Source organism: Pseudoalteromonas sp. FUC4 (assembly GCF_008370255.1).
Classification (GTDB): Bacteria; Pseudomonadota; Gammaproteobacteria; order Enterobacterales; family Alteromonadaceae; genus Pseudoalteromonas.
Window position 1 is genome coordinate 70,967 of sequence record NZ_SEUI01000002.1, and the last position, 22,852, is coordinate 93,818.

Genomic DNA, 22,852 nt, shown 5'->3' on the forward strand with positions numbered 1-22,852 from the left:
TATTAATTACCTGTTTTAGGATTTAAACTCTGTTCTTTACACCACCAAATATCAAGCTCTTGATTGTTAGCCATCTGATGTAACATGCCTTTTTTATGATACAATCTTAATGCTGGTATAAAGCTTTTCAGTAGTGTCGAGTCTTGAGCAGATATCCTGCTATGTACCTCTGATAAGAGTTGACCTGAATTCATATTCCCATCAGCCAGATACATATCATAACAATCTTTATAGAGTTCACGTATATTCTCTATCATCTCTGTGAGATACTTTTGATCGTATTTTGAACTAAGTAACTTACGCATATATTCAGCATTAAAGAATAACTCTTTCGCATTATCTCTAGAGTGTTTTGCAATATCCGCGACAAGCATTTTAAGTACAAAAATCTCTTCTTCATATTGAGTGCAATCTGATAACGACTGACGACCAACTTCATATAACTTAGTATGTGTATGCTCTTCAATTATAAAGTTTTTTACAATACTGCAAACAACTGAAGTTGAATTCTCTGGTTTAGAAATAGAGTTATGGTCATCAGGTACCGACACCACATCTTTTTCAATTTTATCAACTGCAACTGCACTATGCTTTGTCACTACCTCGTCGTAAGTACCATACAAGTATTTAGTAGTAGGTTTTTCATCTAAATTAACCCAATTTTGGTTCAAATTATTAATAAATTGCTGAACTGGATTTAAGTTCTGTATTTGAAGGTTATTACTTATTAATTTGCCATACACAGCCAGCTCAGACCCCTGATGAGGTACAGCTAAAGAAACAAATAACCTAACACAAGTAGTACCACTTTTAGAGATATCGTTATTGATCAAGTTTTTTGTAATTAATCCCCCCATGCTATGAGCCACAATATAGATGTTGTCATATTGTTTTAACGTAAAACGTATATGAGTTGATAAGTTATTAGACAACTCATCGATGTCCAAGTTTTTTTCCTTTTTATGTGTGACTCTTCTTATTATGGCTTTTAAACGACGGAGCTTTACTTTCGCGTCAGCGAAAAGGTTTAGCAGTGTTGTAAAGTAACTATATGAGGCAATATCAAAATTTTCTTTGATATAATCATCCTCTAATAAAAGAGAAGCAAAAGATTTACCGTTGGCATTCACCCATGTTGTTTCTGAATCACCAGTAAAGCCATGAATAAACAAAATTAAATTCTTACATGACTCTTTTGATTCATAAAAGGTGAAGTTTTCATCCTGCATAAATTTTTCCTTTAGACATTTGTCATTACCATCCTTAAATAAGTAGCTAATGTTGCTTTGAATAGTAACAATCTAGCCATTGAAAAATTAAAATCATAAAAAGTATGGAATATATTAGTGCCTATATTCATAACCTTTAATCTACCAGCACACGCCAATTCCCCGTGATCACACCTGAAACTGAGTTAATGATGAGTAATTTACAGCATGGATGCTGTACAAAGCGTAGCTTGGCCATGGATGGCCTATCTACGCTGGTTACGTTCACATCATTAACGTAAGTTGAAGACACTGTGTGATCCTCGGGTGCGCCGTGGGATTCCAAAGGGCGGTCGGCGGCAGCCGCCCTTTGGTTGCCATCGCCAACGCGATATAACCTCGAATAGAGGTTTTTTAATCCTTTAAACTCACATCAAAACACCAATTTATGAACGCGATATAAAATCGCACCTACACATTAATTACGCCGAAATTTAAAAGCTTCGCTTTTCGCGCGAGCAAGCTCTGCGCCTACAACCCAAAGCGCGAGGTAAACTCCCGCCTACGGCACGAACTACAAATTATTCATTACACGTCATACCTTGGCTTTTCTTCCGCCACTAAATCAAACCCTGCACTTGGTTGCTGATATTTAAAACCTGGCGCCTCTTCAAAATAACCTTTGGCTACCCACAATTTAGCGCTGTTAGCTTGCGCTACTTGGTAGGCCCAATTGCTAACCGAAAGCGACTTATTTGAATCGCAATTAAAGTAATTACTCAGTTCACTTGTTAAATGCTGGCTATTAACTACTAAATTTTGTTCTTGCCAACGTTCGCGGTGAAGTTGCGCAGCTAAAAAGTCACTTTTACTGTTATTACAGGTGCTGTGTGCTGCCACAAAGTTATGACCTAAATCATTTGCGTAGCGAGCAAACGGTATAAAGTGATCAACCTCGGTTTTACTGTTCAACGGTTTTTGGCAATAAAAACAATTACCGTGCTGAAGCTCTATCAACACAGGCTTGGCCTTACTCAGTGCATTGCGATCAAAGCCGAATAAAAATTCGTGTAATTGGCTTTGTGGGCCAATTAAGGCTTGATTATGCTTAATACTTTGAATTTTTTGCAGCCATGCATTTTTTGCTAAATAAACAACTAAGTCGTAAAAACGCCTAAAGCAGCCTGCAATACCTTCATTTAAGGTGATGTATGATTGGCCTTTAATATGGGGATACAAGAAGCACTCTTCTTTGCCATTTAATTTTTGTAATAGCCAAAGCGGGCCGTCTTTAATGGTTTGTAATGTTGAGCTGCGTATATTTTTCCAACTGTCGCTCTTTTTTAATTGGCTAATTGAATTAATATTATTTAATTTTGCATCATGAAGCGTAGTTATAATTTTGGCTTGTTTATTAGAGTTGGTATTTTGTAAAAGTAGTTGCTCTCTATTATTACCAATTGCACCAAATGGCGACGCTTGGTGCCAATATAAAGTAATAAATTTGTCGACTAATTCATCAAATTTTATTTGTAACTGTGCTTGCGGATCCGCGTGGTGTTTTTCGATACTAATATCAGCCAGTGCATGTAAAAGTGCAAACTTATAAGTAGCACTAAAATCACCTTCAACTAATAAGCGCTGAATGTAAGCAATAAAGTCGAGCTGTTGTTGCATTGATCCAATCATAAAACGTGTACTACTTTTATAAGCGCATTTAACCACACTTCACTTTCGCGCTCTGGTCGCTTGTCAACACTTTGCCATTGTTTAATAACTTTTAACTGCGTAGCGCTAAGTAAATGCGTTAAAGCATTTTCGTTTAAATCGGTAAATTCACGGCCATTATGCACACGCTCTGTATCGCCATATTTAAACGATACATACAAAACGCCATTCGATTTAAGCGCATTTTGTAGGTTTAAAAACACCTGCGGTAACTCAGCTTTTGGAACGTGTAATAAACTAGCGCAGCACCAAATACCGTCGTATTGATTTACACAATCTAGCTCTTGGAATGTTTTAACCGCTACAGGTTGTTGTAAGTAACTGCTTGCCAACTCTGCCAGCTCTGGGCTTGCGTCAAATGCACTTACAGTAAAACCCTGCGCTTTAAAAAAAGCGGCATCGCGCGCACTGCCACAACCGGCATCTAAAATACTCCCGTGCTGTGCAACGTGCGGTAAAAACTCAACATAAAGCGCCGACACGTCAACGTTAAGTGTTGAGTCGCTAAAAGCTTTGGCATTTTGGTTGTAATAAGTAAGTGTGGTGTTTGACACGAGACTCACCGCTCCTTGGCTAATCGTTTAACAGCTAAGGCACTGTTAATACTGCATTCATTATTTGTTTAATCTACAGGAACAAGCGCATTAAATATAGGCTTAATAAGTAGAAATTTTTAAATTAATACGCCATTGTTATTAAGCACTGATGTTAAGTGATACATACGCAGTATAAAATTTAAAATGCAATACAAACGCCCTTCTATAAACACCTGCATACTGGCATTCTCATAATTACTGATGGTTTTTACATATTCACACAAACCCGTGCCGCTAAAATACAAAAGCTGGTTTATACTGTTTTAATAATAAACAAAAAATTACTCTTTTTGAGGCGCAATGAATAAAATAAAAACCGTATTACTGTGTTTGCTATCTAGTACCTCTTTGAGTGTTTTTGCCTGCGAAAGAACGCTCACCGTTGCCTCGCACGATGCCTTTTGGCCACCTTATGTAATGGGTATGAACGGCCAGTTACAAGGTAGTGAAGTAGATGCGTTAAACATTATTTTTAAAGACTCCCCTTTTTGTTTTGAAGTTAAAATGTTGCCAAATTCTAAACGTGCTTTTACAGAGATTAGGCATGGCCGAATAGATTTAGGATGGGCGGCAAGTTATACCGATAAACGTGCACAGTTTGTGCACTATACCAACAGCTATCGCACTGAGGTAATGCGCTTATACCAAAATAAAAACAATACGCATAAAGTTAAAAGTTTGGCTGATATTTTTAACCAAGGTTTAACCATTGGCGCTAATTTTGGTAGTTACTATGGCGCTGAGTTTGAGCAATATAAATCAACCCATAAAAGCCAAATAGAATACACCAGCGCAACCAGTAAACGCTTTGAAATGCTTAATAAACAACGCATTGATTTTGCCATTGAAGACGAGCTTGTTGGCACTTATTTTAGTAAGCGAGGTATAAGCTTGGTGGCTATGCCCAACTTTAATGCAATAAACAAAGACGACATTCACTTAATGCTTAGCAAAAAAACAGTGTCGGTTGACGACGTTAAAGTAATTAACCAGCTTATTTTGCAAAATAGAGCCGCACTTAAAGCGCTATTTGAGTAACACGTTTGTAAGGACCTTGTATGAAAACTTTACTAATGGCGTTTATTTTTTTATTTACTCAATGTAATGCCCTCGCATGTACTAAAACATTAATAATGGGCACCAACGAAACCAATTGGGCGCCATATTTAATTAAGCAAGGTGATAGATTTTTAGGCACAGAAGTGGATGCTGTTAAGGCTATTTTTGAAGATTCAAAATTTTGTATTAAATGGACTTATTTTCCGAGTTTTTCGCGTGTTCAAGCTGAGCTTAAAAATGGTCGGGTAGATATAACCTATGCGGCAAGTTATACAAAGCAACGCGCTCAATATGCGCACTTTAGTTTGCCTTATCGCGAAGAAATAATGCTGCTTTATAAACACAAAGATTCAGCTGATGTAACCAGCTTGGCTGATCTTTTTAGTCAAGATTTTACAGCAGGTATTAACCGAGGAAGCTTTTTTGGTGATGAGCTTGAACAACTCAAAACCAAATATTCAAAACAGGTCGTACTTACTGCTCAAGCAAATAATCGATTTACCATGTTAGATAAAAAACGAATCGACTATGTTATTGAAGACTCTGCGGTTGCGCAGTACTTTGTAAAAAAACACTCCTCAATTTCGCAGGTAAAAACTATTACACCGATTAACGTTAACAATGTGCATTTTATGCTAAGCAAGAAGTCGCTCACACTTGATGACGTGGCAACTGTTAATCAGTTAATTACTAAAAATGAGGCAGCTATAAAGTCAATTTATCAACCTGTGCATTAAAACATAGGTGATAACTTAGCTATTTGGTGCCTGCTCTTTAATGTTGCTTGGTGGCTGGGAGTATATTCAACGCCACATACGCTAAAAATAGTGACTTAAAACCGAGAATTGCCGTTATTTTTACTTGGTTATAAATTAGCTGCCTTTTATCTTTCATTCGTTGTGGCTGATCTGTATAATTCGCCAGCTAATTTACCCTATTGTCTGGTTCTTGTTTGTGGCGTTTTGCTGCAGCGTACTCCTGTCAGTACTAATCTAGGATTACCTTTTTTGATCTCCACCGCAAATATTACGATGCAGTTTGGCGCAGAGCCGTTGTTTGAAAACATTTCAGCTAAATTTGGTAACGGTAACCGTTACGGTTTAATTGGCGCTAACGGCTGCGGCAAGTCGACTTTCATGAAAATTTTAAGCGGTGCGCTTGTTCCAAGTGCGGGCAATGTATCTATTACTCCAGGGTTAAAAGTAGGTAACCTAAGCCAAGACCAGTTTGCTTTTGAAGAGTTTAGCGTAGTTGATGCCGTAATTATGGGCGACGTAGAGCTTTGGAAAGTAAAGCAAGAACGCGAACGTATTTACTCGTTACCAGAAATGAGCGAAGAAGACGGTATGAAAGTAGCCGATCTTGAAAGTGTATTTGCTGAAATGGACGGTTATACGGCAGAAAGCCGCGCTGAAGAGATTTTGCTTGAAGCGGGTATCGATAAAGAATTTCATTACGGTTTAATGGCAAACGTTGCTCCAGGTTGGAAACTACGTGTGCTTTTAGCGCAGGCGTTATTTGCAAACCCTGACATTTTGCTACTTGATGAGCCTACCAATAACTTGGATATTCATACAATTACGTGGCTTGCTAACGAGCTTAACAAACGTAAATGTACGATGATTATTATTTCGCATGACCGTCACTTTTTAAACTCGGTATGTACACACATGGCCGATATTGATTACGGTGAGCTGCGTATTTACCCTGGTAACTATGAGAAATTTTTAGAAGCTGCGGGCTTACAACGCGAGCAACTTTTAGCTGAAAACGCTAAAAAGAGCGCTGAAATTGACGAGCTACAAGACTTTGTTAACCGTTTTGGTGCTAATGCTTCAAAAGCTAAGCAAGCAAGTTCACGCGCTAAAAAAATGGATAAAATTAAGCTTGATGAAGTTAAATCTTCAAGCCGTATGAGTCCATCGCTTTCGTTTGACGAAGGTAAAAAAATGTATCGCCAAGCGCTTGAAGTTAATAAGCTTGGCCATGGTTTTGATGGCGAAACGTTATTTAGCGGCGGCGACTTTTTACTTGAAGCAGGCGCTAAGCTTGCTGTAATTGGCGAAAATGGTGTGGGTAAAACTACATTTTTACGCTGTTTAGTAGATGAGCTTAAAAGTAACGAAGGCGAAATTAAATGGTCTGAAAATGCGAGCTTTGGTTATTGCCCGCAAGACAGCACTAAAGATTTTGATAACGATTTAACGTTGTTTGATTGGATGTCGCAATGGCGTACAGCTAAGCACAACGATTTAATGGTTCGTGGCATGTTAGGCCGTTTGTTGTTTACCGCAGACGATTCAAACAAAAAAGCGCGTAACTGTTCTGGTGGTGAAAAAAATCGCCTGTTATTTGGTAAATTAATGATGCAAGACGTTAACGTGCTTGTTATGGACGAACCAACTAACCACATGGATATGGAAGCCATTGAAGCGCTTAACAACGCGCTTAAAGACTTTGAAGGTACGCTTATTTTTGTAAGCCATGACCGTGAGTTTGTTTCGTCATTAGCTACGCGTATCATTGATATTAAAGATAAAAAAGTAATCGACTTCCAAGGTACGTTTGACGAATACCTAGCAAGTTGTGAAGAGAAAAAAGCGTAAACTTTTTCTTATTGCTTATAAAAACGGTGCTAAATTTAGCGCCGTTTTTTTATGTGTGGTGAATAGTTAAATTAGGCGTTTTCATATAACCCTTGTGGGCGCGTAGCTTGCAGGTATGAATAGCTCAGTCAAAAGCCCTATTTGATCGGTGCTATTTAAGCCGCGATTAAATAGGACTCTTGTCCTGAATGCTTGTTGTTGCGTTTAAACGAGCCTTTGCCTTTTTTAGCTTTAACTACTTGTGGTTTAAATAATTTAGAGGTGACCATTGCCGCTAGCGCATTGTGGTTTATAACGCCTCGCCCTGTGTCTACCGCGCTGGTGTTTGCGGTTTTTGCTTTAGATTTTTTAGTCATATATTTCCTATTAACTAATGGTTACTTTAAGTAAAACTTGGATTTAAATAATAAAAAGGCTTTTATATTAGCCTATTTAAGAGATGGCGATTGTAGGCTTAATTTTCAACCGCGCAAGTATTTTTAATGCCCAATAAGTGTTTTTTTATAATAAAAAAGTATAAAAAAGCGCAGTTAATAACTGCGCTTAATAGATAACCTGAACTCTGGATAATAAATCTATCTCTAGCAGCTATTTTCAGCGCTAACTGCGTTGAATTTACTTGCAATAGGCTAGCTATTGACGCGTAAATTCGCCTTGTTTTCACTGAAAACCTCTGGCTAGAGAAATAAGCTTAAATATCATCATAATAAAATATATTGGTATATCTCTTAACCAGAGTTCAGGTTAAATAGTTTTTAGCTTTAATTAAAAACTAAAGCTTACTTTTGCGTAGTACGTTCTGCCGTCAAAGCCGTAAGGTAATGCACGTACAGGATATTTAAATGCGCCGTTGGTGATAAAATTAAGTACTTCGTCATCACCTAATTCATCTGGCGTTTCGTCAAATACGTTATCGGCACCTACCGAAAGTGCAAACATGTCATTAATTTGGTAACTAACGTTTAAATCAACTAACACCGCAGACTCAACCGTACTTGTTGGTTTAAATGAACCCGTAGGCGAAAGCTCACCTGGTAATGAAATATGGTCGTTACCAAAGTATTTTACGTCTGTTTCGCCAAAGTAGTTAAAACGAATGGTTGATGTGTAGGCATCGCGTTCGTAGTCAAACGTAAGCGTTGCACGTTCGCTCGGTTGTCCGTCGGTAAAAAAGCTGCGTTGTAAATCATCAAAAGCAACCGCTTCAGGAATACCGTCTTCAGCGTTTACGCCGTCAATTTTGGTATCGTTTAGGTTACCTGCAAAAGTTACTCCTAAATTACCGCCTTCAACTTCTGTGCGGTACGATGCAATAATATCAATACCTTGCGTAGTAGAATCAACTGAGTTTGAGAAGTAGTTAGCTTGCACAGCTCCCGTTGCTTGTAGCGCTGCAACTGCATCACCGCTAAACGATACGTCGTCAGCGGTAAGTAAGCTGCCAAGTGTAATACGGTCTTCAATTTCTACACGGTAAAAATCAACCGTTAACGAAAGCTCGCTTGTTACATCGTAAACAAAACCTGCACTGTAGTTTGTTGAGGTTTCAAGCTCTAAGCTATCTACGCCTAACGCACTTGGGAAAGCGGTCCCTGTGTTTGCCGTGAACGACTGCGTTAACGTGCCGTCTGAGCCTAAGTTAGTTGTAAACGCTGTATAACCACTTTGTTGAAGTGATGGCGCTCTAAAACCAGTAGATACTGCACCACGTACTGCAAAGTCATCTGAAAATTCATAACGTGTTGCTAATTTACCAATTAAATCATCCCCAGCATCTGAGAAGTCTTCATAACGTAGCGCACCACTTACGTTCCATGCGTCGGTGATCATGGTTTCTACGTCTACATAAACTGCGTAGCTGTTACGGTCGCTGTCGTTAGCTGCTTCAGGGCGTAGGCCGTTATAAGCTTGAAAACCACACTGTGCAAATTGATCCTGATCGTTTACAGATGGGTACGAGGTATCCATATTTGCTAAACCACACGCGTACGATGCTTCATCGCCAGGTACTATTTCGTAGTTTTCTTTACGGTATTCGGCGCCTACTGTTACGTATAAAGGCTCACTACGGCCAATATCTACAATACCGTTTACATCAAGGTTAACCGTTGTTTGATCAAATCTAAAACCACCTGAGTAACCACCAGTAGGGCCTGCGTTTGCTGCAATGTCGGCATCGCTTGCACTTGGGTTGTTAAATAAATACTCAGCCGCGTAAGAAGCGTTTAATGTATTACGTGATGTAAAATCGTATTGGTTTTCGCCATAAACAGCCGATACATCGTAAGTCCAATCTGTGTTTATATCGCCTTTAAAACCAAGCGCTACTGAAATATCTTGTGCTTCGTTATATATGCGCGGTAAAAAACCATCACTATATACTTGAGTTACGTTTTTAGAGGCTTCGTTAAAGTTACGGTAAAAACCATTACCCAGCGCCGTACGCTCTGAGTAGCCACCAAACGAGTAAAGCTCACCGTCGCCCATTGGTAATGCCATGTTGTAAAATAACGACGTAAATTCACTTTCTGAGTTACCTTGGCCCCAGCGTACATCTTCACTTAGCGTACCTGGTTCAACATTAAGCGAACCACCCGTATCGCGCTCTGCGCGGTTAGTGCCGTCTGCATCACGGTACTCAAGCGATAGGTTAATAAAGCCGCCTTCGTTACCTAATTCAAAACCACGGTTTAAACCTGCTGAAATAGTGTCGCCGTCACCTTCACTTGTGCCGCCGTATTGTACAAAACCCGTTGTAATACCGGTTGAGTTATTAAGAGATAAGTTAATTACGCCTGCAATAGCATCAGAGCCATACTGCGCTGCAGCGCCATCGCGTAATACTTCAACGCCTTTAAGCGCTGTTAGCGGAATGGCGTTCATATCGGTACCCGCAGCGCCTGCACCTACTGTACCATTAAGGCCAAAAATTGATTGGTTATGACGACGTTTACCATTTACTAATACAAGGGTTTGATCTGGTTGTAAGCCGCGAAGTGTCGCGGGTCTAAATAAATCAGAACCGTCTGATACTTGTGTACGCGAAAAGTTAAACGAAGGTGCTGTCGCTTGTAGGCTTTGGCCTAGCTCGGTAAAACCACCTTTAGTTAAATCATCTGCGTCAATTAAATCAATAGGAGAAGAAGATTCTGTAGAGGTACGGTTAGATACACGCGACCCTAATACAGATATTTGCTCTATGTTTTTAGCAGCTTGCACTGGTGCTTCTTCTGCGTTAACAATGCTTGGTGCGCTAAACGCGAAAGCAACGGCTACAGCAAGTGTGTTTAAACGGTATGTTGACATAGTGACGACCCTGTTTTTTTGTATTCTTAATAATATGTGTGTGGTTATGATGCTCATAACCTGTTGCAAACATCCTAGCAACATATGCAAACAAAAAGAAATGAAAAAACTAAATATTTGGTATAAGTATGCAAATAAACTTCAAGATAAGAAAAAACCACATCAAATTGATTGAAATGTGCGCTAATAAAGAATTAAACATCACAAAACAGAATGTTTAACGCTTTACTTACAATGCGGTTTTGTTCGTTATTTTACCCTTTTAAAGGAAATAGGCAGCGGATGGTCGTACCTGTGCCTAATATACTGTTAACTTCTATTTTTCCACCGTGATCGCTCACCATAGCGTATACAAGTGTCATACCCATACCGGTGCCTTTTCCGACTTCTTTTGTTGTGTAAAAAGGGTCAAACATATGCGCTATTGTGTCTTCATTCATTCCACAACCGTTATCTTTTATTTCAATACAAATATTTGTGTTTAGTTCAAAAATATTCACTTCGATAATGCAGCCTTTTTCTAAATCTAACTCGCAAGCTTGCCAAGCATTCATTAAAAGGTTTACAAAAATCTGATTAATGGACGATAAATTACACCAAATGAGAGGTAGGGGTTCAAACCGCGTTTTTATTTCGCATAATTTAAGTTTGCTACTCAATAGCCTTAAAGCATTATTAGCGCCCGTTGTTATATCGGCTAATTGTTTATCTTGCGAAGAGGTGGGGTGGGCAAAGTTTAATAGGTCATGCACTATTTGTTTAATTCGTTTAAGTCCTTCAACGCTGTCGTTAATTTGTCCCTGCAAATTGTTATAAATCCACGCGAACGGATACTGTAAATTGAGTATATCGATTTCGTGTTTAAAACGGCTCTCTTTAATTTCGTTATTTAAATATTGTTCGTTAAGTTTTAGCAGCGCTACCAGTAAAGGGCTTGCGTTTTGTAGGCTCTCTACGTTACTCATTGCATAGGCAAGTGGGGTATTTATTTCGTGGGCAACGCCCGCGCTCAGTGTACCTAAGGTCGCCATTTTTTCTGTTTGTACAAACAGCATTTGCTGATGTTCTAAGTCGGCTACTTTTTTTTGTAGTTCATTATTTATGGCAACTAAAACGCTACTTTTATCTTTGAGTAATTGCTCTGCAGCTAAGCGCAGCTTTTGTTCGTTTAAAAAAGCACGTTCAAAATTACCATTTGATCCATCCATTCCCTTCATCCATATAAGTAACTTTATACTTAACGTTTAGTCGTCTGTATGCAAATTTGCAACTTTAGTGTGGACAAGGCCTAATATTATGCATGAGTAATTATCCACTTATTACTAATAACCCCGTTATGTAAGTACCACTTAATATAAAAGGTAGGCTCAAACACACCATAGAATATTTTTTTAAGCTATTATTTAACCAGAAATAATTTAAAGGCGACTCAATGACTCAAGTAACACCAAGCACACCAATAAATCAGGTTGATGTACTTTGCATTGATGATGATGAAATAGTACTACGCACGTTAACACGGCTACTTGAAGTAAATGGCCTGTCGGTTATTGTTAGCGATAACCCGCAAAGCGCACTAACGCTTTTTAAAAATCATGAATTTGGTTTAATTATCAGCGATATGCGTATGCCGGTAATGAACGGCGCCGAGTTTTTAGAAAAAGCACGTGCGCTGGCACCCGATACTCAACGCATTTTATTAACCGGCTACGCCGACATACAAACCACCTTAGCGGCTGTTAATCAGGGCCAAATAAATGGTTATATTCAAAAGCCTTGGCAAAACGATTTATTACTTCGTAGCATTAGAGATAGCCTAGAAAAATTTGCACTAAAAAAACAAAATAAAAAATTAGAGGCACAAGTTAAAGCGCAAAACCAAGAGTTGCTAGAGCTTAATAATTCGCTTGAGCAACGAGTAGAAAAACGCACCTTACAAATCAAACAGGTTTTAAAAAAGCTTGAAGACGCCAACGAGCGCGAAAAACAAGAGCATAAATCGACCGTAGAGCTGCTATATAATTTTGTTAACGCAAACCCTTACCTAGATGGCAACAAAGCACAAAATATTGCTAATACCTGTACACAAATAGCACTTTATTTAAACTTGTCGCAAAAAAGCATTGATCTTGCCCCGATGGCTGGTTACTTAGCGCAAATAGGCTTGCTTGCTATGGATCCAGATCTTTATAAAAAACCAGTTAACCGCTTAAATGAGCAACAACGTAAAACCTTTTATACTCACCCAAGTACTGCACAATTAATGTTAATGCCCGCAATGCATTTACATGACTTATCAGATGCTATTTATTATCAGTTTGAGCGCTTTAACGGAAACGGAATGCCCAAAGGCCTTGCCGGAAACGACATACCGATAGGCGCTATGGTGCTTGGTTTAGCGCGCGATTACTGGGATGCGTTTGAGCAGAGCAATGCAAGTGATGAAAAGCAGCGCCACGATGATGCACTCGAAAGTGTAAAACTTTATAGTGGATCGTTTTACCATCCTAAAATTGTACGTGCACTTGAAGCAAGCCATGCAAAATTACATGAACAAAAAAGCACCGCCGGATCAGTGCTAATTTGTAATGCCCATGAACTTAAAGATCAAATGGTACTCGGCCATGCTCTACACAGCCATACGGGTATAATGTTACTGCCTAAAGGTCATGTATTTAGCCGTAAATCGATAGAAAAACTTCAACAGCTAGAATCGAAAAAACCAACCCCATTCAGAATAATGGTGAAAACTGCTAAATGATTGATCTAAATTGCAGTTTTTTTCGTTACAATGTGCATAAAATAGATTATTGAATTTGCTTGAAGGAGCACTCTGTGTCGCGATTTTCTGCGGTTACTGACAACCCCCATGATGGGCGTTTTAACCAAAAAACGGGAATACTGCTAACTAACTTAGGCAGCCCTGATGCACCAACAGCGGCTGCGCTTCGTACATATTTACGCGAATTTTTATCAGATCCACGCATTGTAGAAATACCGCGCTTGGTATGGATGATAATTTTACATGGCATTATTTTACGCGTACGCCCAAAACGTTCGGCTAAATTATATGAAAGTATATGGACCGAAAACGGCTCACCACTTACCCACATTACTCGCCAACAAAGCGTAAAGTTGAATACCTTATTAAAAGAGCAAGGTTATACCAATACAGAAGTAGTAATGGCAATGCGTTATGGCAACCCGTCAATAGAGATAGGCCTTGAAGAACTTCGTGATAAAGGCTTAACGCGTATAATTATTTTACCAATGTATCCGCAATATTCTAGCCCAACTACGGGTTCTACGTTTGATGCGGTATCAAGCGTATTGCGTAAATGGCGTTGGGTGCCAGAGCTTCATTTTATAAATGGCTATCATAAAAACCCCCGTTACATTGAGTCGCTTGCTAATAGTATTAGTGAAGATTTAGAAGCTAATGGTATGCCACAAAAAATTGTTTTTTCGTATCACGGTATGCCAAAATTGTTTTTAGAGCGAGGAGATCCGTACCATTGCCTATGTTTACAAACCACGCGTTTAGTTGTCGAAAAACTAGGCCTTGATAAAGACAAAGTAATTAGTACTTTTCAAAGTCGATTTGGTAAAGCCGAGTGGTTAAAGCCTTATACCGATGCGACGCTTGAAGCCCTGCCTGATGAGGGTATTACCGATGTAGCTATTATCAGCCCTGCTTTTAGTGCCGACTGCCTAGAAACACTTGAAGAGCTAGAAGGTGAAAATCGTGAAATATTCGAAAATGCAGGAGGTAAAAAATACCGTTACATAGCGGCACTAAACGACAGAGACGACCATATTGAAGCTGTGTTTGATGTTATAAAACCTATGTTGTAACCCAAGCTTACTAAAGCTAAATATATTTCGCATTAAGCGGTGTTAAAATTAACACCGCTTTTTTTGTTTTTAAGGCTTTTAAAATATTTAGTTAATTAATTCACAAAGAGGTTAAGAGGCGCTGCGCTTTTAGAGTAAGTGATACATATTGGCTGATCTGGTTTTTCTCAGTTATTACTGATTACCTTATCTTTGTGAAAGAAATTACTTATATTTTTAATAATAATTAAAATAAATAAAAATGTACGTTTGAGGGGAGGCAATACCTAAGCAACGACAATTAAACGCTATCGCTTAAAGTATAAATCAATCGCTTTTGTGAGGAGCTCGTCGAGTTGTTCTTCAAATTCTTCAATATTAATATCAAAGTGCTTTAAGTAAGCCCGAGCCTGAGCAAGTGATAAATTACGGCTGTTAACGCTATATTGTCGCTCGTCTATGGTTTTATCGTAACGAGGTAAAAATACAAATTGGCCATAAAAGGGGGATTTAATATGCTTGTTTGCAAAACGACAAAAATCTTCAATATGCTCAGCACCCTTAGGTCCAAGGCAACCTGGCTCAATGCGATACATTAAGCGAATTTTTTTGTCGTCATTTATTTGCATTTAAAGCCTTTATCTAAAAAACAGTACGCGTACTATTTTCCCATCTTTAATTTGATAACTCGAAATAAGTTCTGAGCGTTTATCAATTACGTTTTCGTCAGTTGAGCAGGTTTCTGAAAGTTCGTGATCAATCACTATATCACCGTGCACTATGCGCTTAATTGGTGATGAGTGAATACACTTTAACTTTTTAAACATTAGCCCATAACGTTCTATTAGTTTTTCTTTACCTTTAAATAATAGCTCATTAGGGAAAATATAAAACTCAACATCTTCGGCATATACACGAAGAAACTCTTCAATGTTACGTGCGTTATATGCTTTAACTAATCGCTCTACCACAGCAAGTGATTCGCGCGATTGTTTAGCTTTAGTTTGCTGCTTAACTGTAAGAGCCTCTTTTGCTTGCGTTACAGCTTTTTCAGCTTCGGCTACAGCCACTGCTTTTTCTATTTTATTTTTAGGCTTTTCAGCAGGTTTAATTTGCTCGTTACCCAGTACCTTTGAATCGTCTGGTTTAGTTGCATCAATTATTGGCTTTTTAAGCTCTGGTGCTTTGTATTCAAGCGTATTTACTTTGTCGTCAGTGTTGGTTTGAGTTACTGATTGCTCATTTTCAACTTTTGGTTTTTCAACGCTTGTTTGAGCTTCAACCTGTGGCTCTTTTTGCTCAGGGTCGCTTTGCTCTGCGGCATAAGTAATTAGCGCAACGGTAGTGATTAAAGAGGCTAAAATAATAGATAACGGTTTCATAACTTTCCTAAAATGAACACTAAATACGTGTAATACCAATTAAATTAAATAAGTCATCTACTATAGCGTTAAAAAATAGCACTATAACAAGGCGAAAATTGTGACATATAGATGTTCTATATGAATAACTTTTAACGCAGTTAGTGAGTTATTTAATGCAATAGAATGATCATATTTTTGATAAAATTGGTATAAGGGTGCAACATAGCAAATTTTAACGTTATCGGGTAGTTAATACCACCACTGAAGCCTACCAGTACTGCTCTACCGTAATATTGCCGGGGTTTTTACGGCGGTTACGCGTAAAATTTTTATCGAGAAGTAGCGCGGTTGTGTCTTTTACCATTTGTGGATTTCCGCAAATCATAAATTGCGCGTTACTAGGCTCAGGGTTTAATTTTACATATTCAAACAAGCCGTTGCTCTCAATTGCGTTAGTAATTCGCCCACTTAAGCCTTCCAATGGCTCCTCTCTACTTACAACCGGAATGTAGTTGAGTTGTTCTGGGTACACTCTTAATAGCTCGTTAATAAGTGCCTGATAGCTTAAATCGTTATTAAAACGCACACCATGCACTAAGTTTATGCTTTTGTATTTTTTCCATACATCAGGCTGTTGTAATATTGATAAAAAAGGTCCTATGGCGGTACCTGTTCCTAACATCCAAAGCTGATCGCTTTGTGGTATTTCATCAAGGGTAAAAAAGCCAGTTGCGTGTTGTTCTATAAGTACGGTTTCGCCAGGTTGTAATGTAGCTAAACGAGGAGAAAGCAAACCGTCAATTACGTTGATAAGATAAAACTCGAGATCGGGATTTTCGGGTGCATTTACATAAGAATAAGCACGAGCAATGCGCTTGTCGCCATCCATTATCGAAAGCTTTGTAAACTGCCCTGCTTTAAATGGCTCTACGTTTGCATTTACGGTTAGGCTAAAGAGTGTTTCGCTCCACCATGTTACGCTTTTTACTGTTGCTTCAACCCAGTTAGACATAGTTACCCCTTGGTTTAGCTAGTTATATCAACCTGCAATAATACCTAATCAATTTGAGAGATTAAACCGCACGTTAACTTCGTTAAAAATTTCTCATTTATGACTGCATGGATGCAGAAGGTAGAGCAATGCAGGAGCAATTAGTGATAACAACTAAATAACGAAACTTTACCTTGTTATCGACACGATTTTCTTACCTCAAAATAGACAACTTAATTAAGCTAATTGGTATTAAGTTTTAAATGACTCACTTAAAAGTAAGTTTTATTTATAAACACTAGCATTAAGTGACAAAGACTTACAGCTTCACGGGCTAACAAAAAGTTGTGTTTATGAGTTAGGTTTTATAGGAGGTAATATGATGTTGTAGGCACAGAAGTTTCTCACGCGATCAGTAAAGCTTCTAACTACTTAACCAGTTTAAAAACTGCGTTTTTAAACTGCCCCGCGTTTGCAATTAAATTAAACTAAAATTTTATACTACCTCGTAGTGCTTTGTTTTGGCCGTGTTTGGTTTTTTTATCCATACGTTTGCGTTGTGAATTACGGCTAGGCTTAGTAGCTCGGCGCGCTTTATTGACAACGGTAGCACTGAGTATTAAATCTTTTAAGCGTTTAAGGGCATCTTCGCGGTTTAGTTCTTGTGTGCGGTGGCTTTGCGCTTTTATTATTAAAACGCCTTCTTTAGTAATGCGCGAGTCGTTTAGCTTTAGTAGTCGCTCTTTGTAAAAGTCAGGTAACTTTGAGCGATTAATATCAAAGCGTAAATGAATAGCACTGGCTACTTTGTTAACGTTTTGGCCACCGGCACCTTGCGAACGAATAGCGGTTAGCTCTAGTTCCCATTCATCTATAGTGACAGTATTTGAAATAGTTAACATTACGTTCAGCTCTTATCGACAAAAATGCATTATAACATTTGTAACTATATTTGTGCTGAATCAGCTTAAGTTATAGGACTTTAAAGTATTTATACTACTTTATAGCCTAAATACACCTAATACTTTAGTTATGTATTGGCAAGCGCTTACATTTAGTTTTAAATAGCGTTAATTAAACAACAGGAAATGCTCAATGAAAAAAATACTTGTATCACTTAGCTTATTAGCGATGAGTTTCTCAAGCCTTGCAGAGGATATTAACGAAGGTCAACTTCAAAGCTATATGAAAGCACTGCCAGCGGTTACTAACTGGGCAAGCAGCCAAGAGTCGTTAAAAGACTTAGATTTAGCAAGTATGCTAGGTGGTTCTGCAGATCAAAGTGTTGGCGAACAAAGCTCTTTAGCTAACAGTGCATTAAGCATGATTAAAGAACAAGACCTGTACAAAAGCTTTGCGAGTGTTACAAACCGTTACGGTTTTACGCCAGAGCAGCTAGTAACTGTAGGTTCTGAAGTATCAATGGCTTATATCGAAAATCTTAAATCGGGCCTTTCGGCTGATAATCAAGAAACTGCTAATAAAGTAATGAGCGGTTTTCAAAGTATGAAAAGTGCTAAAGATAAAGGCGCTAGCTCATTAATGGGTTCGTTTGGTAAGTCATCAAGCGCAGCTGAGGAGTCTACAGAATCTTTAGTAAGCGAAAACAACCTTGAACTTGTGAGCGAATATATGCCACAACTACAAAAGCTTTTTGCACTTTTATAAGTTTTATTGCTTTAAAAAAGCGGGCTTGTCTAGCCGTGAAATTAAAACGCATAAAAAACGGGGGAGTATTTAATACTCCCCCGTTTTTATTTAGCGTACAGATTATTTAAGATCGAACCTGTCTGCGTTCATTACTTTTACCCATGCATTTACAAAGTCATGTACAAAACGTTCTTTATTATCGTCTTGTGCATAAAACTCACTTAGTGCACGTAAAATAGAGTTTGAACCAAACACTAAGTCTACGCGTGTGGCAGTCCATTTAATGGTGCCTGTTTTGCGTTCAACAATATTGTAAAGACCTGGCTCAAGTGGCTTCCAGTTGTTTGCCATGTCGGTTAGGTTTACAAAAAAGTCGGTAGATAGCGTGCCTACATTATGAGTAAATACACCATGTTTAGTGCCTGCGTAGTTTGTGCCTAGTACACGCATGCCGCCCACAAGTGCAGTCATTTCTGGTGCTGTTAAGCCCATTAACTGGCTACGCTCTAGTAATAACTCTTCAGCTGATACTGCGTAATCTTTTTTCAGCCAGTTTCTAAATCCATCGTGAATTGGTTCTAATACATCAAACGATTCTGCATCAGTCATTTCGTCTGTTGCGTCTCCTCGTCCTGGTGCAAATGGTACTGTTATATCAACACCGGCTTGTTTTGCCGCTTGCTCTACAGCCGCTGTGCCACCTAAAACGATTAAATCAGCCATGCTTACTGGCTTAGATAAACCCGCTTGTACTTTTTCAAGGGCACTAAGTACACTTGCTAAGCGCTCTGGCTCGTTACCTTGCCAATCTTTTTGTGGTGCTAGACGAATACGTGCGCCATTGGCGCCACCGCGTTTATCAGAACCACGATACGTACGCGCGCTATCCCACGCTGTATTTATTAAATCACTCGCGCTTACACCGCAATCAAGTAGCTGTGTTTTTAAGCTTGAGATTTCATCGTCTGATAATGTGTAATCAACTGCTGGGATTGGATCTTGCCAAATTAGGTCTTCGCTTGGCGCGTCTTTACCTAAGTAACATGCTTTAGGACCTAAATCGCGGTGAGTTAGCTTAAACCATGCACGTGCAAATACATCAGAGAAGTATTCAAAGTCGTTATAAAAACGCTCAATAATTTTACGGTACGCAGGATCCACTTTCATGGCCATATCGGCATCGGTCATCATTGGGTTTAAACGAATTGATGGGTCTTCTACATCTACTGGTTTGTCTTCTTCTTTAATATTTACAGGCTCCCACTGATGAGCGCCCGCTGGGCTTTTAGTGAGTTCCCATTCGTAATTTAAAAGTAAGTGGCAGTATCCGTTATCCCATGTTGTTGGGTGTGTAGTCCATGCGCCTTCAAGGCCCGAAGTTACAGTATGACGACCAAAGCCGCCTTCTTTAGTGCTGTTCCAACCTAAACCTTGCTCGTGTACATCAGCTGCTTCTGGCTCTGGGCCTAAATGCTCTGCTTTACCATTACCGTGAGTTTTCCCCACTGTATGGCCGCCCACTGTTAATGCTGCGGTTTCTTCGTCATCCATTGCCATGCGCGCAAATGTTTCGCGTACATGAGCCGCTGTTTTAAGAGGATCTGGTATACCATTAACACCTTCAGGGTTAACGTAAATTAAGCCCATTTGTACCGCCGCTAATGGGTTCTCCATTGTGTCTGGTTTTTCTACATTGTCATAGCGTTCATCACTTGGTGCTAACCATTCTTTTTCAGCTCCCCAGTAAATATCTTTTTCTGGATGCCAAATGTCTTCACGGCCGCCCGCAAAGCCATAAATTTTTAGCCCCATTGATTCGTATGCCATGTTACCTGCAAGAATAAATAAATCGGCCCATGAAAGTTTGTTACCGTATTTTTTCTTAAGTGGCCATAAAAGTCTGCGTGCTTTATCTAAGCTTGCGTTATCTGGCCATGAATTGAGAGGTGAGAAACGTTGGTTTCCGGTACTTGCGCCGCCACGACCGTCAGATAAACGGTACGTACCCGCAGAGTGCCATGCCATACGAATCATTAAACCACCGTAATGACCCCAATCGGCAGGCCACCAATCTTGGCTATCGGTCATAAAGGTTTTTAAGTCGGCCTTTACTTCGTCTAAATCTAAAGATTTAAATGCTTCTGCGTAGTTAAAATTAGTACCGTATGGATTTGATTTAGTATCGTGTTGATGAAGAATGTCTAAGTTGAGTGTGTTTGGCCACCAATCGGTGTTTACTTTAGAAACAACTGAATTACTACCGTGCATAACAGGGCATTTACCCGCTGTTGGGTTGCTCATTGTGAAATCCTTATAATAGAAAGGTAAAATACTTAATCAATCAGTATTATTGCTTATGTGTTTATAACTTTTTAAAAAGTAACGGTTATTTTTATTTAATAGGCTTACTTTTACTCAGCTTACCTACCTAAGTTCTTACGTATTCTTAATATAGGCGTATAAATTATGCTACGCCAGCCTCAACATACTATTTAAAACGATTGCTCCAATTTATATTTTTGATTGCCCTTACGTTAATGATGTATTTAACAATAGGCTTAAAGTCGCGTTTAAAATAATAGTAAAAAGGTCAGATGGCGCTCATATAAGGTATTACGCAAAATAAAAATACAAATCGGTGAATCAACCTTAACCTTTTTACTAGACCTGTGATCGAATTGAAAAATTTCGGCGTAATGGTGTGTGAAGGGTTTTAAAGTGGCTTTAGTTTACTAAAGTGCACATTGGAATACCCCCCTTCGCCATGAAATTGTAGTTAGATAGTTATAATGATAAAGGTGCATTACTTAAGCCCAATGCACCTTTACTTTATAAACCGAATACTTTGAGTATTCTTATATTTTTAACTAATTGAATTGAATTAAGTATTTGTTCATAAAGATTCAGTTAGTATGAAGTTGTTCTCCTGTGAATCCCTACGACATATTGTTGTTTTAAGCAGTTTTCGCCAGCTCACCTTGAGCTGGTTTTTTTTTGCCTATTTTTACTTAAATTACCTGAGCATGAGTAATATGCTTACGCTTTACTCTATTATTGCTAAGGTCATAAGGCTAAAAAATTCTTACAACTATTGCTCCTATCTAAATTCGGTCAATTTTAATCCTGAAAAGTAAACACGCCCTAGTGCCATTAAGCCCTGCATGTTAAAGTTATTACAGTAATTAATTTAATTAGGCGTACCAATGCGTTATTACCTATCTGTACTTTTTGTTTGTTTAACTTTGTTTTCGGGCATAGTGAATTCTGCTGAAGAACAATCAGCTTCACCTACTGCACAACAAGAACAGCAAGCTCTTCAACAACTCAAAGAGCCTATGTATAAGCCGCTAATGGAGCGTTACATATTAGATGAGCTAAAAGCAGTTAGGCAAGATCAGCAAAAGCTTCGTGAAGATGTAACTAAGCAGGTTACTCATGCGCAGCTTGATACTGCCGATCGCGCATTAACGTACACTACAGATACCATTAATAATGTATTTTTTATAATTACCGCTACGGCGTCGATTTTGGTTTTAGTGGGTTGGAACTCGCTACGTGATGTTAAAAACAAAGTAGAAGATATTGTAAATACACGTGTGAGTGTAATTACAGACGAGTATGAAGACCGATTAAAAATTCTTGAAGAAAAACTACGCGTACGCTCAGAAGAAATTCTTAGCAACCAAGAGCGCATATCGGTGACTAACGAAGTTCATTCGTTGTGGATGCGCGCAAACCTAGAAAGTGATTTTGCAAATAAAATTGAAATTTTTGATGAAATACTCAATCGCAAACCAGAAGATGTGGAAGCCATTGCTTATAAAGCCGATGCACTACTAGAAATTAATGAAACAGCACAAGCCATTGAGCTGTGTAATCAAGCTATTGATATAGATAGTGATTATGGTTATGCCTATTGGCAACGAGCATGTGCTTATGCACTAACACATAAGCATGCTGATGCCTTAGCCGATATTAAAATGGCGCTTGAATACTCTCCAAACTTACGTAATGAACTATTACATGAAAGCGCATTTGCAAGCCTACATGACAACGACAGCTTTAATACGATAGTAGCGGGTGAAGCCGTTTAAGCACTAAGTATTTAGCCTGTATGATTAGGCGCAACATCATAAAAAAGGGCCTTGGCCCTTTTTTTGTTTTTAAAGATAAAGTTTGTGTGTAATTAAGTAATTAGAAGCTTCGCTTCTCGCGTGAGCAACCTCTGCGCCTACAACACAGCGAATCACGTCAAAATGCGATGCAATATTGTATAGTGGCTCATTTTCTTCAGGCATAAAAAAAGCCGCATAAAATGCGGCTTTGGAGGTTTAGTCTCACTTCACTTTGGGCGTGTCTCCAAAACTTAGTGAATACGTTACCAAGGAACTGTTATATTTAACCTGAACTCTGGATAATAAATCTATCTCAAGCAGCTATTTCCAGCGCTAACTACGTTGAATTTACTTGCAATAGGCTAGCTATTGACGCGTAATTTCGCCTTGTTTTC

General features: G+C 38.7%; 18 protein-coding genes. 7 read left to right on the forward strand and 11 right to left on the reverse strand.

Annotation, left to right across the window (positions count from 1 at the left end; genetic code table 11):
- Positions 1–2 precede the first annotated feature (2 nt).
- From EU510_RS06310 to EU510_RS06320, 3 genes are all read right to left on the reverse strand, one after another.
- Positions 3–1,229 (reverse strand): ABC-three component system protein, encoded by a 1,227-nt coding sequence (locus EU510_RS06310; protein ID WP_149592744.1) that lies wholly within the window; start codon positions 1,227–1,229, stop codon positions 3–5.
- Positions 1,230–1,796: 567 nt separating this feature from the next.
- Entirely contained in the window at positions 1,797–2,897 is a 1,101-nt protein-coding gene (locus EU510_RS06315) for an HNH endonuclease (protein ID WP_149592745.1), read from the reverse strand.
- Positions 2,894–3,490: a class I SAM-dependent methyltransferase gene (locus EU510_RS06320; RefSeq protein WP_149592746.1), complete on the reverse strand. Its 597-nt coding sequence runs from the start codon at positions 3,488–3,490 to the stop codon at positions 2,894–2,896. The genes EU510_RS06315 and EU510_RS06320 overlap by 4 nt, the downstream gene beginning before the upstream one ends.
- Positions 3,491–3,832: 342 nt before the next feature.
- Between EU510_RS06320 and EU510_RS06325 the strand changes: the two genes are divergently transcribed.
- The 3 genes from EU510_RS06325 (at position 3,833) to EU510_RS06335 (ending at position 7,197) form a co-directional block, all read left to right on the forward strand.
- Positions 3,833–4,570 carry a substrate-binding periplasmic protein gene (locus EU510_RS06325; protein WP_149592747.1) on the forward strand — a complete coding sequence of 246 codons (738 nt, stop codon included), beginning with the start codon at positions 3,833–3,835 and terminating at the stop codon, positions 4,568–4,570.
- 20 nt (positions 4,571–4,590) lie between these two features.
- On the forward strand, positions 4,591–5,328 hold the full coding sequence (locus EU510_RS06330; protein WP_149592748.1) for a substrate-binding periplasmic protein: 738 nt from the start codon (positions 4,591–4,593) through the stop codon (positions 5,326–5,328).
- A gap of 270 nt (positions 5,329–5,598) precedes the next feature.
- The gene (locus EU510_RS06335) at positions 5,599–7,197 is read left to right on the forward strand and encodes an ABC-F family ATPase (RefSeq protein ID WP_149592749.1); all 1,599 of its coding nucleotides are present in this window, start codon (positions 5,599–5,601) and stop codon (positions 7,195–7,197) included.
- Between the two features lie 155 nt (positions 7,198–7,352).
- On the opposite strand, the gene arfA is transcribed toward EU510_RS06335, so the two are convergent.
- The 3 genes from arfA to EU510_RS06350 all read right to left on the reverse strand — a co-directional run bounded on the left by arfA (position 7,353) and on the right by EU510_RS06350 (position 11,711).
- On the reverse strand, positions 7,353–7,553 hold the full coding sequence (gene arfA, locus EU510_RS06340) for a ribosome alternative rescue factor ArfA (protein ID WP_002963106.1): 201 nt from the start codon (positions 7,551–7,553) through the stop codon (positions 7,353–7,355).
- 409 nt (positions 7,554–7,962) lie between these two features.
- Positions 7,963–10,503: a TonB-dependent receptor plug domain-containing protein gene (locus EU510_RS06345; protein ID WP_149592750.1), complete on the reverse strand. Its 2,541-nt coding sequence runs from the start codon at positions 10,501–10,503 to the stop codon at positions 7,963–7,965.
- Positions 10,504–10,757: 254 nt separating this feature from the next.
- Positions 10,758–11,711: a sensor histidine kinase gene (locus EU510_RS06350; protein ID WP_149592751.1), complete on the reverse strand. Its 954-nt coding sequence runs from the start codon at positions 11,709–11,711 to the stop codon at positions 10,758–10,760.
- 224 nt (positions 11,712–11,935) lie between these two features.
- On the opposite strand from EU510_RS06350, the gene EU510_RS06355 reads away from it, so the two are divergent.
- Together EU510_RS06355 and hemH are read left to right on the forward strand one after the other, a co-directional pair.
- Complete coding sequence (locus EU510_RS06355) at positions 11,936–13,264, forward strand: HD domain-containing phosphohydrolase (protein ID WP_149592752.1); 1,329 nt, start codon at positions 11,936–11,938, stop codon at positions 13,262–13,264.
- A 74-nt stretch (positions 13,265–13,338) separates the two neighbouring features.
- A complete protein-coding gene (hemH, locus tag EU510_RS06360; protein WP_149592753.1) occupies positions 13,339–14,358 on the forward strand; it encodes a ferrochelatase in 1,020 nt (339 codons plus the stop codon).
- 287 nt (positions 14,359–14,645) lie between these two features.
- Here the strand turns inward: hemH and EU510_RS06365 are convergent, their stop codons facing one another.
- From EU510_RS06365 to arfB, 4 genes are all read right to left on the reverse strand, one after another.
- Positions 14,646–14,966 (reverse strand): hypothetical protein, encoded by a 321-nt coding sequence (locus EU510_RS06365; protein WP_002962108.1) that lies wholly within the window; start codon positions 14,964–14,966, stop codon positions 14,646–14,648.
- Between the two features lie 9 nt (positions 14,967–14,975).
- The gene (locus tag EU510_RS06370) at positions 14,976–15,719 is read right to left on the reverse strand and encodes a nuclear transport factor 2 family protein (RefSeq protein ID WP_149592754.1); all 744 of its coding nucleotides are present in this window, start codon (positions 15,717–15,719) and stop codon (positions 14,976–14,978) included.
- A gap of 250 nt (positions 15,720–15,969) precedes the next feature.
- The gene (locus EU510_RS06375) at positions 15,970–16,713 is read right to left on the reverse strand and encodes a ferredoxin--NADP reductase (RefSeq protein ID WP_149592755.1); all 744 of its coding nucleotides are present in this window, start codon (positions 16,711–16,713) and stop codon (positions 15,970–15,972) included.
- Positions 16,714–17,180: 467 nt separating this feature from the next.
- Positions 17,181–17,594, reverse strand: coding sequence for an alternative ribosome rescue aminoacyl-tRNA hydrolase ArfB (gene arfB / locus EU510_RS06380; protein ID WP_149592756.1), 414 nt, complete (start codon positions 17,592–17,594; stop codon positions 17,181–17,183).
- Positions 17,595–17,787: 193 nt separating this feature from the next.
- Between arfB and EU510_RS06385 the strand changes: the two genes are divergently transcribed.
- Positions 17,788–18,360, forward strand: coding sequence for a short-chain dehydrogenase (locus EU510_RS06385; protein ID WP_149592757.1), 573 nt, complete (start codon positions 17,788–17,790; stop codon positions 18,358–18,360).
- Positions 18,361–18,462: 102 nt separating this feature from the next.
- On the opposite strand, the gene katG is transcribed toward EU510_RS06385, so the two are convergent.
- Positions 18,463–20,643, reverse strand: a complete 2,181-nt coding sequence (gene katG, locus EU510_RS06390) for a catalase/peroxidase HPI (protein ID WP_149592758.1) — start codon at positions 20,641–20,643, stop codon at positions 18,463–18,465.
- A gap of 902 nt (positions 20,644–21,545) precedes the next feature.
- Here katG and EU510_RS06395 point away from each other — a divergent pair.
- Positions 21,546–22,436 carry a tetratricopeptide repeat protein gene (locus EU510_RS06395; RefSeq protein WP_149592759.1) on the forward strand — a complete coding sequence of 297 codons (891 nt, stop codon included), beginning with the start codon at positions 21,546–21,548 and terminating at the stop codon, positions 22,434–22,436.
- Positions 22,437–22,852: the final 416 nt, after the last annotated feature.

What these genes read in the sequence shown, in the direction of transcription:
- EU510_RS06310 (WP_149592744.1), bottom strand. Translation starts at nt 1,229, where the DNA reads ATGCAGGATGAAAACTTCACCTTTTATGAATCAAAAGAGTCATGTAAG.
- EU510_RS06315 (WP_149592745.1), bottom strand. Translation starts at nt 2,897, where the DNA reads ATGATTGGATCAATGCAACAACAGCTCGACTTTATTGCTTACATTCAG.
- EU510_RS06325 (WP_149592747.1), top strand. Translation starts at nt 3,833, where the DNA reads ATGAATAAAATAAAAACCGTATTACTGTGTTTGCTATCTAGTACCTCT.
- EU510_RS06330 (WP_149592748.1), top strand. Translation starts at nt 4,591, where the DNA reads ATGAAAACTTTACTAATGGCGTTTATTTTTTTATTTACTCAATGTAAT.
- arfA (WP_002963106.1), bottom strand. Translation starts at nt 7,553, where the DNA reads ATGACTAAAAAATCTAAAGCAAAAACCGCAAACACCAGCGCGGTAGAC.
- EU510_RS06345 (WP_149592750.1), bottom strand. Translation starts at nt 10,503, where the DNA reads ATGTCAACATACCGTTTAAACACACTTGCTGTAGCCGTTGCTTTCGCG.
- EU510_RS06350 (WP_149592751.1), bottom strand. Translation starts at nt 11,711, where the DNA reads ATGGATGGATCAAATGGTAATTTTGAACGTGCTTTTTTAAACGAACAA.
- EU510_RS06355 (WP_149592752.1), top strand. Translation starts at nt 11,936, where the DNA reads ATGACTCAAGTAACACCAAGCACACCAATAAATCAGGTTGATGTACTT.
- EU510_RS06365 (WP_002962108.1), bottom strand. Translation starts at nt 14,966, where the DNA reads ATGCAAATAAATGACGACAAAAAAATTCGCTTAATGTATCGCATTGAG.
- EU510_RS06370 (WP_149592754.1), bottom strand. Translation starts at nt 15,719, where the DNA reads ATGAAACCGTTATCTATTATTTTAGCCTCTTTAATCACTACCGTTGCG.
- EU510_RS06375 (WP_149592755.1), bottom strand. Translation starts at nt 16,713, where the DNA reads ATGTCTAACTGGGTTGAAGCAACAGTAAAAAGCGTAACATGGTGGAGC.
- arfB (WP_149592756.1), bottom strand. Translation starts at nt 17,594, where the DNA reads ATGTTAACTATTTCAAATACTGTCACTATAGATGAATGGGAACTAGAG.
- EU510_RS06385 (WP_149592757.1), top strand. Translation starts at nt 17,788, where the DNA reads ATGAAAAAAATACTTGTATCACTTAGCTTATTAGCGATGAGTTTCTCA.
- katG (WP_149592758.1), bottom strand. Translation starts at nt 20,643, where the DNA reads ATGAGCAACCCAACAGCGGGTAAATGCCCTGTTATGCACGGTAGTAAT.
- EU510_RS06395 (WP_149592759.1), top strand. Translation starts at nt 21,546, where the DNA reads ATGCGTTATTACCTATCTGTACTTTTTGTTTGTTTAACTTTGTTTTCG.